Annotated in this window: 12 protein-coding genes; 1 reads left to right on the top strand and 11 read right to left on the bottom strand. The window is 67.3% G+C overall.

Going from position 1 to position 13,567, the window contains the following annotated elements; all coding sequences use genetic code 11:
* Nucleotides 1-87: 87 nt before the first annotated feature.
* The 4 genes from recG to Q0L89_RS10340 form a co-directional block, all read right to left on the bottom strand.
* On the bottom strand, nt 88-2,178 hold the full coding sequence (recG, locus tag Q0L89_RS10355) for an ATP-dependent DNA helicase RecG (RefSeq protein ID WP_296764660.1): 2,091 nt from the start codon (nt 2,176-2,178) through the stop codon (nt 88-90).
* Complete coding sequence (gene ligA / locus Q0L89_RS10350) at nt 2,175-4,298, bottom strand: NAD-dependent DNA ligase LigA (protein WP_296764657.1); 2,124 nt, start codon at nt 4,296-4,298, stop codon at nt 2,175-2,177. Before ligA ends, recG begins: the two co-directional genes overlap by 4 nt.
* Before the next feature lie 93 nt (nt 4,299-4,391).
* Nucleotides 4,392-5,108: a response regulator transcription factor CtrA gene (gene ctrA / locus Q0L89_RS10345; RefSeq protein ID WP_296764655.1), complete on the bottom strand. Its 717-nt coding sequence runs from the start codon at nt 5,106-5,108 to the stop codon at nt 4,392-4,394.
* A gap of 95 nt (nt 5,109-5,203) precedes the next feature.
* Nucleotides 5,204-5,482: a DUF1153 domain-containing protein gene (locus Q0L89_RS10340; protein ID WP_296764652.1), complete on the bottom strand. Its 279-nt coding sequence runs from the start codon at nt 5,480-5,482 to the stop codon at nt 5,204-5,206.
* A 122-nt stretch (nt 5,483-5,604) separates the two neighbouring features.
* Between Q0L89_RS10340 and mnmA the strand changes: the two genes are divergently transcribed.
* Nucleotides 5,605-6,747 carry a tRNA 2-thiouridine(34) synthase MnmA gene (gene mnmA, locus Q0L89_RS10335; RefSeq protein WP_296764649.1) on the top strand — a complete coding sequence of 381 codons (1,143 nt, stop codon included), beginning with the start codon at nt 5,605-5,607 and terminating at the stop codon, nt 6,745-6,747.
* Nucleotides 6,748-6,848: 101 nt separating this feature from the next.
* Here the strand turns inward: mnmA and lpxB are convergent, their stop codons facing one another.
* The 7 genes from lpxB to Q0L89_RS10300 all read right to left on the bottom strand — a co-directional run bounded on the left by lpxB (nt 6,849) and on the right by Q0L89_RS10300 (nt 13,482).
* Entirely contained in the window at nt 6,849-7,994 is a 1,146-nt protein-coding gene (gene lpxB, locus Q0L89_RS10330) for a lipid-A-disaccharide synthase (protein ID WP_296764646.1), read from the bottom strand.
* Between the two features lies 1 nt (nt 7,995).
* Nucleotides 7,996-8,808, bottom strand: coding sequence for a UDP-2,3-diacylglucosamine diphosphatase LpxI (gene lpxI, locus Q0L89_RS10325; protein ID WP_296764644.1), 813 nt, complete (start codon nt 8,806-8,808; stop codon nt 7,996-7,998).
* Between the two features lie 5 nt (nt 8,809-8,813).
* On the bottom strand, nt 8,814-9,599 hold the full coding sequence (gene lpxA / locus Q0L89_RS10320) for an acyl-ACP--UDP-N-acetylglucosamine O-acyltransferase (protein WP_296764641.1): 786 nt from the start codon (nt 9,597-9,599) through the stop codon (nt 8,814-8,816).
* 5 nt (nt 9,600-9,604) lie between these two features.
* Nucleotides 9,605-10,069 carry a 3-hydroxyacyl-ACP dehydratase FabZ gene (gene fabZ, locus Q0L89_RS10315; protein WP_296764639.1) on the bottom strand — a complete coding sequence of 155 codons (465 nt, stop codon included), beginning with the start codon at nt 10,067-10,069 and terminating at the stop codon, nt 9,605-9,607.
* A 117-nt stretch (nt 10,070-10,186) separates the two neighbouring features.
* A complete protein-coding gene (locus tag Q0L89_RS10310) occupies nt 10,187-10,870 on the bottom strand; it encodes an OmpH family outer membrane protein (RefSeq protein WP_296764636.1) in 684 nt (227 codons plus the stop codon).
* Nucleotides 10,870-13,209, bottom strand: coding sequence for an outer membrane protein assembly factor BamA (gene bamA, locus Q0L89_RS10305; protein WP_296764633.1), 2,340 nt, complete (start codon nt 13,207-13,209; stop codon nt 10,870-10,872). The genes Q0L89_RS10310 and bamA overlap by 1 nt, the downstream gene beginning before the upstream one ends.
* Nucleotides 13,210-13,356: 147 nt before the next feature.
* Nucleotides 13,357-13,482, bottom strand: coding sequence for a hypothetical protein (locus Q0L89_RS10300; RefSeq protein ID WP_296764632.1), 126 nt, complete (start codon nt 13,480-13,482; stop codon nt 13,357-13,359).
* Between the last annotated feature and the right edge of the window lie 85 nt (nt 13,483-13,567).

Genomic DNA, 13,567 nt, shown 5'->3' with positions numbered 1-13,567 from the left:
ATGTCATGTGTTGCCTATTTGTTCTCATATCCCTACCCAAAAGTAAAGAACTTTAACAGAACATATGCGAACGAAGCATGATTGCGGCTATCCGACCGAGATCAACCGGATTGCCTGGTCCTGCTCCATCAGCCACAGCAGAACCCGCGCCGCCTGCCCGCGCGGGCTGTTCAGGTCCGGGTCGTCGGAAAGCAGCTTGCGCGCGTCGCTCTGGGCCACCGCCATCAGCGCCGCCTGCCGTTCCATGTCGGCGACGCGAAACCGCGGCAGCCCAGATTGCGCGGTGCCGATCACGTCGCCGGCGCCGCGCATTTCCAGATCGACCTCGGCGATGCGGAACCCGTCATCGGTGTCGCGCAGCGTGGTCAGGCGGCGCTGGCCGGCCTCCGACAGCGGCGGCTGATACATCAGCAGGCAGGTGGATTGCTGCGTGCCGCGCCCCACCCGGCCCCGCAACTGGTGCAACTGCGCAAGGCCGAAGGTTTCGGCCCGCTCGATCACCATGATGGTGGCGTTGGGCACGTTCACGCCGACCTCGATCACCGTGGTCGCCACCAGAACCGCGGTGCGCCCGTCGTGGAAGGCGCGCATCGCGGCGTCCTTGTCGGCCGGCGGCATCTGGCCGTGGACCAGCCCGACATTGCCCTCGCCAAGTGCTGCGCGCAGGTGGGCATACCGTGCCTCGGCGGCGGTCAGGTCGACCGCCTCGCTTTCCTCGACCAGCGGGCAGACCCAGTAGGCCTGCCGCCCCTCCAAAATCGCCCGGCGCAGGTGATCGACGACCTCGTCCATGCGCGCGGTGGCCACCAGCGCGGTGCGGATCGGTTTGCGCCCTTCGGGTTTCTCGTCGAGCACCGAAACATCCATGTCTCCGTATTGCGCCAGCGCCAGCGACCGCGGGATCGGCGTGGCGGTCATCACCAGCACGTCCACCCCCTGCCCCTTGCGGCCCAGTTCCAGCCGCTGGCGCACACCGAAACGGTGCTGTTCGTCCACCACCGCAAGGCGCAGGTCCGCGAACTCCACGTCGCGCTGGAACACCGCGTGGGTGCCCACCAGGATGCCGATCTCGCCACGCGCCAGCGCGTCGAGCTTGGCGCGTCGCTCGGCCCCCTTGTCGCGCCCTGTCAGCAATTCCAGCCGCACGCCGGCGGCCGCCGCCAGCGGGGCAAGGCCGTCCATGTGCTGACGCGCCAGGATCTCGGTCGGGGCCATCATCACGCCCTGCCCGCCCGCCTCGATCGCGATCAGCAGTGCCAGCATCGCCACCAGGGTCTTGCCAGAGCCGACATCGCCCTGCAGCAGGCGGTTCATCCGCCGCGGCGTGCCCATGTCGCGGGCGATCTCCTCGAGCGCGCGCATCTGCGCGCCGGTGGGGGCGAACGGCAAGGCGGCCAGCACCTGCCCCTGCAACGCGCCGGTGCCGTGGCTTTCGCGCCCCTTGCCGCGCCGCCGCTGTGCCCGCGCCAGCGCAAGGGTGATCTGGTGGGCAAGGAATTCGTCGTAGGCCAGGCGTTCGCGCGCCGGCGCGGTCGGGGCCAGATCGGGTGCGGTGGCGGGGTTGTGGGCGTTGGCCACCGCCGCGTGCCAGCCGGGCCAGCCGGCCCGCGCCACCTGCGCCGGGTCGATCCATTCCGCCGGGTCGGGGGCACGCGCCACCGCCGCCTGTGCCGCGCGCGCCATCTGGCGCTGCGTGACCCCGCCGGTCAGGGGGTAGACGGGTTCGAAATCGGGGATATCGCCGGCCTCCTCGGGCGGCAGGATATGATCGGGGTGCACCATCTGCGCGATGCCGTCGAACAGTTCGACCTTGCCCGACACGATGCGCCGCGCCCCCACCGGCAACTGGCGCAGCAGGTAATCGCCGCGGGCGTGGAAGAACACCAACTGGAAGCTGGTTTCGGCATCCTCGACCACCACCCGGTAAGCGCCCGAGCGGTTGCGCGGGGCGCGGTGCTGGCCGATCGTCACCTCGACGGTGACGACCTGCGGCAACTCGGCGCCCTTGACGGTGTCGCGCCGGCGCCGGTCGATGCCCGAATGCGGCAGGGTGAACAACAGATCACGCGGCCGGGTGACATGCAGGTTTGCAAGATGTTGCGCGGTCTTGGCCCCGATACCCGGCAGGGTTTCCAGATCCGCGAACAGCGGGAACAGGATTTCGGGCCGCCCGGTCATGGCTGCCCCAGCAGCGCCAGCCAGCCGTCCTCGTCGATGACCTCGACGCCCAACTCAGTGGCTTTCTTTGCTTTTGACCCTGCCCCCGGCCCGGCAACCAAAAGATCGGTCTTCGCCGAGACCGAGCCCGACACCTTGGCGCCGAGCGCCTCGGCGCGGTCCTTGGCCTCGGCCCGGGTCATGCGATCGAGCGTGCCGGTGAACACCACCGTCTTGCCGGCCAGCGGGCTGTCGGCGGGGGCATGGGCCTCCTCGGGCTGCACGTCGAGATGCGCGACCAGCCGGTCGATGCTGGCGCGCTCGGCGGGCTGGGAAAAGCTGGTGACCAGCGAGCGCGCAAGCACCTTGCCGATACCGTCGATGGCCAGCAGCTCGTCCCACTCGGGGCCCTCTTGCGCGGCGGCGGCATCGATGGCCGCGATGAACGCCTCCCAGGTGCCGTAATGGCGCGCCAGCGTGCGCGCGGTTTCCTCGCCCACATGGCGGATGCCGAGCGCGAACAGCAGCCGGCTTAACGGGATCGCGCGGCGCGCGTCGATGGCGGAAATGAGGTTGTCGGCGCTCTTTTCGCCCCAGCCCTCGCGGTTTTTCAACTGGCGCGGCTGGCCGGGGCCGTAATTCTTTTCAAGCGTGAAGATGTCGGCAGGCTCGCTGATCCAGCCATCGCGGTAGAACTGCTCGACCTGCTTGGCGCCCAGCCCCTCGATATCGAACGCGGCACGGGAGACGAAATGCTTGAGCTTCTCGACCGCCTGCGCCGGGCAGATCAGCCCGCCGGTGCAGCGGCGCACCGAATCCCCCTCTTCGCGGATTGCGGTGCTGCCGCATTCGGGGCAGGTGTCGGGAAAGGCATATGGCGCCGCGTCGGCGGGGCGCCGCGAGAGGTCAACATCGGCGATCTTGGGGATCACGTCGCCGGCCCGGTAGACCTGCACCCAGTCGCCTTCGCGAATGTCGCGGCCCTCGCGGATCGGCGCGCCGCTGGAATCGCGCCCGGCGATGTAATCCTCGTTGTGCAGCGTCGCGTTCGACACCACCACCCCGCCCACCGTGACCGGGTGCAACCGCGCCACCGGGCTGAGCGCGCCTGTCCGCCCGACCTGAATGTCGATCGCCTCAAGCCGTGTCCAGGCCAGTTCGGCGGGAAACTTGTGCGCCGTGGCCCAACGCGGCGTGGTCGAACGAAACCCCAGCCGGGCTTGCAGCGCCAGGTCATCAACCTTGTAGACGACGCCGTCGATATCATAGCCCAGCGTGGCGCGCGCGGCCTCGATGTCCGCGTAATGGGCCAGCAGCGCCTCGGGTCCGTTGCAAAGCTGCGTCAGGTCGTTGATCACGAAGCCCAGCCCAGCCAGCGCGCGCAGGCTTTGATATTGCGTATCCGCAAGCTGAGTGGAAATTTCACCCCATCCATAGGCGAAAAAGCGCAACGGGCGCGCCTGCGTCACGCGCGGGTCGAGCTGGCGCAGCGACCCGGCGGCAGCATTGCGCGGGTTGGCGAAGGCCTTGTCGCCGGCGGCTTTCTGGCGGTCGTTGAGGCGGGCGAAATCGGCGTGACCCATGTAGACCTCGCCGCGCACTTCCAGCACCTCGGGCGCGTCATCCAGGCGGGTGGGAATATCGTCTATGGTACGGGCGTTGCGGGTGACGTCCTCGCCCACCGTGCCATCGCCACGCGTCGCCGCCTGCACCAGCCGCCCATGCTCGTAGCGCAGCGACAGGCTCAGCCCGTCGATCTTGGGTTCGGCGGTGTAGTCCAGCGGCGCATCGGCCCCGAGGCCCAGGTATTTGCGCACGGACTCGTCGAAATCGCGCACTTCCTGGGGCGAGAACACGTTGCTCAGCGACATCATGCGCCGGGCATGGGTGACCTTTTCGAATGCCTCGGCCGGAGTGGCGCCGACCCGGTCGCTGGGGCTGTCGTTACGCTTGAGATCGGGAAAACGCGCCTCGATCGCCGCGTTGCGCCGCTTGAGCGCGTCGTAATCCGCGTCGCTCATGATCGGGTCATCGTCGCGGTGATAGGCCGCGTCGGCCCGGCCCAGCAGATCGGCCAGCCGGCCCAGTTCCTGTTGTGCCTGCGACCGCGTCAGCGCGTCGATGTCGATATCAGCCGTCACCGCCGTTCCCCTATCCTCTGGTCGAGTGATAGGGCCGCGCGCGCGCAACGTCCAGTGCGCGCGCGCCCGTGCTGGCGCGGCGCGCGCTGCCGCTCAGGCGCCGATGGCCAGCGGAGACTCGCCGCTGTGCGCCGGTTCGGGGTCGCGCATCACGTAGCCGCGCCCCCAGACCGTTTCGATGTAGCTGTGGCCGCCGGTGGCGGTGCTGAGTTTCTTGCGCAGCTTGCAGATGAACACGTCGATGATCTTCAGTTCGGGTTCGTCCATGCCGCCGTAGAGGTGGTTGAGAAACATTTCCTTGGTCAGGGTCGTGCCCTTGCGCAGGCTGAGCAGTTCGAGCATCTGGTATTCCTTGCCCGTCAGGTGCACGGATTTTCCCGCCACTTCGACGGTCTTGGCATCGAGGTTGACAATCACCTGACCGGTCTGGATCACCGATTGCGAATGCCCCTGCGAACGCCGCACGATGGCATGGATGCGCGCCACCAGTTCCTCGCGGTGGAAGGGCTTGGTGAGGTAGTCGTCGGCACCGAATCCAAAGCCCCGAATCTTGCTATCGGTGTCGGATTCCCCCGAAAGGATCAGGATCGGGGTGTCGACGCGGCCCAGCCGCAACTGCCGCAGCACCTCGTGCCCGTTCATGTCCGGCAGGCCAAGATCCAGCAATATGAGATCGTAATCGTAGAGCTTGGCCAGGTCGATCCCTTCTTCCCCCATGTCGGTGGTATAGACGTTGAGGTTGGCGTGGGTGAGCATCATCTCGATACTCTTCGACGTCGTGGGATCGTCTTCCACCAGCAGCACGCGCATCTTTCCGATCTCCGCTAATCAATCATGTTGCTTCCGAACCGTGGGCAAAAAAGGTTAACCACTGGTTACCGCAGATTAACTTTACGCCGATCAACCTATGGTTGACGATACCTTCCTGCCCAGGTTACCTTCAGCGCGTCGGTACCGTGGTCGTGGTAGGCCGAGACCCAGTCGCGAAATTCCTCCTCGCTCAGCCGGTAGCGCCGCAAGGCGGTTTCGCGGCTTATCAGGCCGTGGGCCACGCCCCTGACCACCGCCGCCTTGCGGCTGGCCACCCACCGGCAGCAATCGGCCGGCGGCAAATCTGCCTGGGTCATCACGCTGCCATCGGGCAGGCGCACGGATCGGCATCCGTCGACTTTTCTCAGAAACATGGCCCTACTCCCCTTGTCGTCGGGGAAAATCTGCGTCACGCGCCTTAATGAGCGGTGAAATCCGGCCTTGAGAGTGGTTAGGATTTTCCTATATTCCCGCGGACCTTCGATGGGAGAACAAGATGCCGCTGGATCGCGACACCAAGATCAATTCGCTGGGCTTCGCCAAGCCGCCGGCCGAGACGCGCGTCGTCGTGGCGATGTCGGGCGGCGTGGATTCCTCGGTCGTGGCCGCCAAGCTGGCCGAAGAGGGTTATGACGTGGTGGGCGTGACGCTGCAGCTTTACGACCACGGCGCGGCGCTGGCGAAAAAGGGGGCCTGCTGTGCCGGGATCGACATCCATGATGCCCGCCGCGTGGCCGAGGACATGGGCTTTCCCCATTACGTTCTGGATTACGAGAACATCTTTCGCGACGCGGTCATCGACGAGTTCGCCGACAGCTACCTGGCGGGCGCGACGCCGGTGCCCTGTATCCGCTGCAACGAGCGGGTGAAGTTCCGCGACCTGCTGGAGACGGCGAAAGACCTGGAGGCCGATTGCATGGCCACCGGCCACTACATCCAGCGCAAGGCAGGCGCCGGGGGCCCCGAATTGCACCGCGCCGCCGACGCGGCCCGCGACCAGAGCTATTTCCTCTTCTCGACCACGCGCGAGCAGTTGGATTACCTGCGTTTTCCGCTGGGGCATTTGCCCGGCAAGGACGCCACGCGCGCGCTGGCCGCGCGCTACGGGCTGCAGGTGGCCGACAAGCCCGACAGCCACGACATCTGCTTCGTGCCCGACGGCAATTATGCCAGCGTCATCGAGAAGTTGCTCCCCGGCGCCGCCGACCCGGGCCGCATCGTGCATGTCGACGGGCGCGAGATGGGCACGCATGAAGGCGTCATCCATTACACCGTCGGACAGCGCCGCGGCCTCGGCATCGGCGGGCTGAGCGAGCCGCTCTATGTGGTCAGGCTGGATGTCGCCGCGCGCGAGGTGATCGTCGGCCCGCGCGAGCTTCTGGCCACCCGCACCGTGCCGGTGGGCGAGATCAACTGGCTGGGCGATACCCCGTTCGAGGCGCAACCCGAATGGCGCATGTCGGTGAAGGTACGTTCGACCCGCGCCCCGCGCGAGGCCGTCGTGCGCCCGCTTAGCCCCGATCGCGCCGAGGTGGAACTGCTGTCGCCCGAAGAAGGGGTGGCGCCCGGTCAGGCCTGCGTCTTCTACGAAACCGACAGCAGCCGCATCCTGGGCGGCGGCTGGATCAGGGCTTCGTAGCGGCATCGCCGAATGGCGGCGCTGCCCCTCTCTCACCCGTTCGGGCCAATGCACGCCCGGGATATTCGTCGGGGCAGGAAAAGCCCTGTGGCGCGCGAAGTTCAGGTGAGCCGGTCGAGCACCGCGCGCGCCGCGCGCAGCCCCGGTGCATCGCCGTCGCGGCCCAATCGCTTCATCGTCAGGGCCATCGCCGCGCGCTGGGTCTGGGGCGCGTCGAGCAGCGCCGACAGGGCCGGGGCGATCCGCTCGGGCCGGCAGGCCTTGCCGATGAATTCGGGCACCGCGCGGGTGTCGCTGACCAGGTTGACCAGCGTGACCGTGTCGACCTTGAGCATGCGCGAGATCACGAAGCGGCTGAGCGGCGCCATGTCGTAGGCGATGATCATCGGGGTGTCGTTGGCGGCCAGTTCCAGCGACACGGTGCCCGAGGCCGCCAGCGCCGCCCGCGCGGCGCGGAACGCGGCGCGCTTGTCGGCGGCGAATTCGGGCATGCCGGGGTGCAGCAGCACCGGGTCGCCCGGCCAGTCGGCGATCAGCCCGGGCATTGAGGCGGCCAGGTCGGCGGTGGTCGGCACCACCACGCGCATCCCGGGATGTTGCGCGATCACCGGGCGCAGCGCCTGCCCGAAGACGGGCGCCAGGCGCGTCACCTCGCCGCGGCGCGAGCCCGGCAGCGCCAGCAGCAGCGGCGCGTCGCCCAGGCCGTGGCGGGCACGCACCGCGGCGATGTCGGCATCGCTCGCCAGCGGCTCCGACACCACCGGGTGGCCAACGAAATCGCAATCCATCCCGGCGGCTTCCATCAGCGGCGGCTCGAACGGCAGCAGCGCCAGAACGTGGTCGATCACCTGCGCCATCCGGCGCGCCCGCCCGGCCCGCCACGCCCAGACCGAGGGCGCCACGTAATGCACCGCCCGCACGTCGATACGGCCCTTGACGCGGCGCACCACGCGCATGCAGAAATCGGGGCTGTCGATGGTGATCAGCACGTCGGGCCGGGCTACGATGGCAGCGCTTGCGGTTTGGTCGAGCCGCGCCCTGAGTTGCCGGTAACGGGGCAAGATTTCTGACAGGCCCATGACGCTGAGATCGTCCATCGGAAACAGGCTGTCGAGCCCCTCGGCCTGCATCTGCGGGCCGCCGACGCCGATGAACTCGACATCGTCGCGCAGCGTCTTGAGCCCTGCCATCAGCGCCGCGCCGAGCCGGTCGCCCGAAGTCTCGCCGGCCACCAGGAACACCCGCATGTCACATCCTCCGCGCCAGCAGGAAAAGCCCCGCCGCATCGAACGCGGCGATGCAGCGGGCGCGATCCAGGATCATCACCCGTCCGGCCTCGATCACCGCGCCGTCGAGCCCCGCGCGCGCCAGTTGCGCGGCGGTGTCGGGCCCGATGGCGGGCATGTCGACACGCAGGTCCTGGCCCTGTTTGGGCGCTTTCACCAGCACGCCGCGCGCGCCCGCAGGGGTGCGCAATTGTGCCGGGGTGCGGGCCACGACATCAAGCAGGAAGGCGGTCCCTTGCAGCGTCTCGACGCCAAGGCACAGGCCGCGTTCGACCACGCAGGCCTGCCCCAGGTCGAGGGGCGAGATGCGGGCGAGAATTTCGGCCCCGCGCATGGCATCCGCATCGGCGCCCGGGTGCGGTGCAGGGCCGGCAAGCAGGCCCTCGGGCGGGGTGAGGTCAGGCAGAATCTCGGCCGCGCCCAGAACGGTGAAGCCCTGCGCCTCGAACAGTGCAACGATGAAGCGCAGCACCGCGTCGTCGCCGCTTTGCATCGCCTGCATGAGCTGCGGGGCGATGCGCGTCATCTCGGCGTCGAACTCGGCCGGGTCGAAGCGCGGTCGCGCCATCGCGCCGGCCAGCACGACGCGATCCACCCCTTGGTCGCGCAACCAGTCGAACAGCGCGCCGAGGCGCTCGAAGCGGTGCGCGTGCGTGGGCGGATCGAGCGCGTGCGCCACGCCGTCGAACACCACGCGCAGCGCGTCGGGGCATGCCGCCGTAAGCGCCACGGGCAAGGCGCCGCTGCCGGCCAGAATGGCGAGGCGCCCGGTCATGCCACTCACCCCGGTGTCAGGAAAGACCGGTCGCTGCCGGACATGACGAAATCGACGATCCGGCGGACGTAGTCGCTTTGGGTTTCCTCGCCCAGGCGCTGTGCCCGGTCCTGGAAAGCGCCATCGCCCTGGGCCAGCATCTGGAACGCGGCACGCAGGGCGGTGATGTCCTCGCGCGGGACGCCGCGGCGCTTGAGCCCCACCAGGTTGAGCCCGTCGAGCCCCCCGCGCGGCGCCTGCACAAGGCCGTAAGGGATCACGTCGTTGGTGACCATGGTCACCGCGCCGATGATCGCGCCCTGCCCGATGCGCACGAACTGGTGCACCCCCGACAGCCCGCCGATGATCACGTCGTCCTCGATGATGCAGTGCCCGGCAAGCGCGGCGTTGTTGACCACGATGACCCGATCGCCGATCTGCACATCGTGGGCGACGTGGCAGCCGGCCATGAACAGCCCGTCATCGCCCACGCGGGTGACGCCGCCGCCGCCCGCGGTGCCGGGGTTCATGGTGACGTGTTCACGGATGCGGTTGCGTACGCCGATTTCCAGGCGCGTGTCCTCGCCCTGGAACTTCATGTCCTGCGGGATCTCGCCGATGCAGGCGAAGGGGAACACCATCGAATCGGCGCCGATACGGGTCTGGCCGGTGACAACGACGTGAGATTTCAGTTGCACCCGCGGGCCGAGTTCAACCTGCGCGCCGATATGGCAGAACGGGCCGACCGTGCAGCCCTCGCCGATGCGCGCGCCGTCCTCGATCACCGCGGAGGGGTGTATTTGGCTGTTCATGCCCGTCACCCCTGCCCCAGCTCCATCATGGCGGTGAATTCGGCCTCTGCCGCCATCTCGCCGTCCACCGTCGCGCAACCCGAGAACTTCCAGACCTTGCCGCCCGGCCTGCCGCGCAGGGTGGTCATTTCCATCCGCAGAACGTCGCCGGGCACCACCATGCGGCGGAACTTGCAACGGTCGATGGCCATGAAATAGACCAGCATGTTCTTGTCGGCCATGTCCATGGATACCCCGACCATGACGGCGGCGGTCTGGGCCATCGCCTCGACGATGGTAACGCCGGGCATGATCGGTTTGCCGGGGAAATGGCCCTGGAAATGCGGCTCGTTCACGGTGACGTTCTTGATGCCTGTGGCCGATTGCGTACCGTCGATCCGCTCGACCCGGTCGATCAGCAGGAACGGGTAGCGATGCGGCAGGATACGCTGGATCAGGTGGATGTCGGCGGACGGCAGCGGCTCGGTCATGGGGATCCTTTCACGTCATTCATGCGCGGGCCATGCCCCGACGCGGGCGCCCCGGTGTCCCTAGCAATTCGCCGCGGCGTGGGCAAGCGACGCCGCGCGTCCGCTGTCCGACCGGGTTCAGGGGCGTTCGCCTTCGGGGGCCGCGTCGGCGGGGGGCAGGCGCACGGCCCCGTCGGCGCGCGGCGTATTGGGTGCCGCGCCGGGGATATCGTCGCCGGGGGTGGTGGCGTCATCGGGCACCTCGGGCAGGTCCGCACCATCGCCGATCTCGGCGTTCACGCGTTCGACCGCCAATTGCGTCACATCGACGATGTTGGCGCTCATGAACACGCTGCGCTTGTCGATGATGACCGCCGCGCCGGCCTCCTGCATGATGGATTGCAGCACCGGGGCGGCGGCGGAAAAGAAGCGGCGGCGCGCCTTGTCGCCCCGCTCGCCGAGCGCGCGCGCCTTGGCCTGCTGTTCGCTACGGATGCGCTGCACCTTGCTGTCGAAGGCGTCGGCAAGATCGCGGAAGTCCGCCGGCGACATCTCGGCGCGTTTGCTGGTCAGTTCCTGTTCCTCGGTGGCCAGCTCGTCTTCCAGCCGCCGGTTTTCGGCCTCCAGCGCGCGGCTGTCGGCGACGAGCTTCTCGTCGAAGGCCTGCCCGAACTGCGAACGCGCGAACAGCGCGTCGGGGTCCACCGTCAGAACCGGGCTGCGCACCACGTCGGCATCTTGCGCGCTGGCCACACCACCCGGCATGGCCAGCGCCATCAGCGCCGCGACAAGCAGCGCGCCCCATCCGCGCGCCGCCGCCATCAGAATTGCGTCGAGATCGTCAGTTCGAAGTTCTGCTCGCGGTCCTGCTTCTCTTTCTGGAGCGCGTTCGAGAAGTTGAACCGCAGCGGCCCGACCGGCGTATCCCAGAAGATCGACACACCCGCGACGTGGCGCAGCGAGAACTTTTCGTAAAGGACGTTGGCATTGGTCACGTCCAGATCCCAGGCCGAGCCGACATCGTAGAACACCCCGCCGCGCACGCCATATTCGCTGGGCAGGCCGAGGGGGAATTCCGCCTCGAAGCTGGCCACCGCGTAGGCGTTGCCGCCGAGCGCGTCGTTGGAGGTGGCGGTGACCTCTCGCGGGCCGATGCCGTCCGGTTCAAAGCCGCGCATGGGCGAACCGCCGCCGATCAGGAAACGGTCGGTCACCCGGCTGGTGCCCTTGGTGTAGTTGACGATGCCGCCCTGAAGCGTGGCGCGCAGCGTGATTTCCTCGTTGAGAACGCGGGTTTGCGCGGCGACCTTGCCGCTGCTGCGAATATAAGTGGTGTCGCCGCCAAGCCCGGCAAATTCCTGCCCGAACTCCAGCAGCACCCCGGCCTTGGGATCAAGTCCGGTGCGACGGGTATCGTAGCTGAGCGAATAACCGACGGCGCTGGACAGCAGGCTGCCCTGCGCCTGTTCGCCTGCGATGATGGCCCCGGCCCCGGTGTAATTCGATATGTCCACCGCCTCGGCCTTGTAGAACAGGTTCAGCCGTGCGTTTTCCCCCACCGGAAACTCGACACCGGGTCGGAAGCGCGCCACCTCGGTATCGTAAAGCGCGAAGTCGTTGTCGGTTTCGCGATAGGACAGGTCGAGGTTGAACCGCAGGTCGCGGCCAAGGAGCGCGGGTTCGGAGAATCCCAGGGCATATACCTTGTCGTCATCGGCCCCCGAGAACGACAGGCTCAGCCGCTGGCCCCGGCCCAGGAAGTTTTCTTCCTTGAAGTTGACTAGCAGCGAGAAGCCGCTGTTGGTGCCATAGGCGCCCCCGAAGCTGAGCGAGCCGGTGGGCTTTTCGTCAACCTCGACATCGACGACCACCTGGTCGGGGCGCGAGCCTTCGCGGGCGTTCACCTCGGCGTTCTCGAAGAAGCCGAGCGCGCGAATGCGTTCCGCGGCCTCGCGAATTTCGCGCGGATTGAACGGGTCGCCCTCGATGACGCGGAACTGCCGCCGGATCACCCGGTCGAGCGTGGTGGTGTTGCCCTGGATGTCGATGCGTTCGACAAAGACGCGCGGCCCGCGGCTGAGCACGAACTCGACGTCCAGCGTCAGCTCGCGGTCGTTGCGGGTGACGCGCGGTTCCACCCGCACGAACTTGAGCCCCTGTCGGATCGCCAGCCGTTCCATCCGCGCGATGGTGCTGTCGACATGGCTGGGCGAGTAGACGACGCCGGGCCGCATCTTGACCACCGCTTGGAAGTCATCGGCGTTGACGCGTGGCAGATCGCTGGATGTGCTGATCTCGCCAAAGTGGAACTGCTGGCCTTCCTGGATGTTGAAGGTGATGAAGTAGCCGTCGCGCTCGCGCGTCAACTCGGCGTTGACCGCGGTGATGCGGAAATCGACATAGCCGCGCGACTGGTAGAAATCCGTCAGCACTTGCTTGTCGAATTCGATCCGGTCCTCGACCAGGGTATCCTTCTTGATCAGCGCACGCAGCAGGCCGGCCTGCTTGGTGTGCAACACCCGGCGCAGCCGGTAGTCGGAATAGGCGCGGTTGCCGACGAAGCTGATGCGCTCGACCTCGACCAGCCCGCCCTCGAATACCTCGAACACCAGGTCGACGCGGTTGTCGCTGCGCCGGATGATGCGCGGGGTCACCTTGGCAGCAAGGCGGCCCTGCTGGCTGTAGGCCTCGGCAATGCGGGCAGCGTCGTCCTCGGCCTGGGTTGGGTTGAACACCCGGCGTGTCTGCGATTGCACGATGTCGGCGAGCGCGTCATCCTTGATGCGGCGGTTTCCCTCGAAGGCGATCTGGTTGATGGTGGGGTATTCCTGGACCGAAATGACCAGCGTGCGCCCGCGCGGGTCGAGGCTGACCTCTTCGAACAGGCCGCTGTTCTGAATGCGCTGATAGGCGGCGTTCACCTGCGCGGCCGATACCGTCTGGCCGCGGGCGATTCCCGCGTAGTTCAGGATCGTCTGCGCCTCGATGCGCTGATTGCCTTCGATGCGCACCGAATCGAAGCGATAGGTTTGCGCGCTGGCAAGCTGCGCAAGAAGAACGAAAACCAATGAAAACAAGAGGATGGAAAATACCCGCAAGCCGTCGGATGGCGCCGCGCCCGCGGCGCGGACATTGCTGCGCACGCTATTGTGAATGGTCATTGTAAAACCCCGTCAGACATCCCAGTCCTCTTCTGAGTAATGATATTGTCCTGCCTTGTCAAAACAGCAAAACGTCCGCTTCGAAGACAGCAAAACGCCCGCTCCGAGGGGGGAGCGGGCGTCCTTGCCGGTCAGGGAGAGAAAACCTCAGAAAGCGTGCAGATATGCCCCGAGCGCCAGGGAGGCACCCAGCACCAGAAGTGCCAGCAGCCGATCCCAATTCAGGGTCACCAGCAGGCCCAGCCCGCGCGTTCCCGCCTGGATCGTGTGCATGAGCTGCATCCTTCTTCGCCAACGTCAGAAACCTCGACCGTGGCGGGCAATTGTGGCGAAATTGGGACAGGATCGTGCCCCGTTT

Origin of the sequence: Sediminimonas sp., assembly GCF_024637375.1 — a bacterium.
GTDB lineage: Bacteria > Pseudomonadota > Alphaproteobacteria > Rhodobacterales > Rhodobacteraceae > Sediminimonas.
The sequence above is the reverse complement of the archived record's forward strand: the minus strand, read 5'-3'. Positions and strand labels throughout refer to the sequence as shown.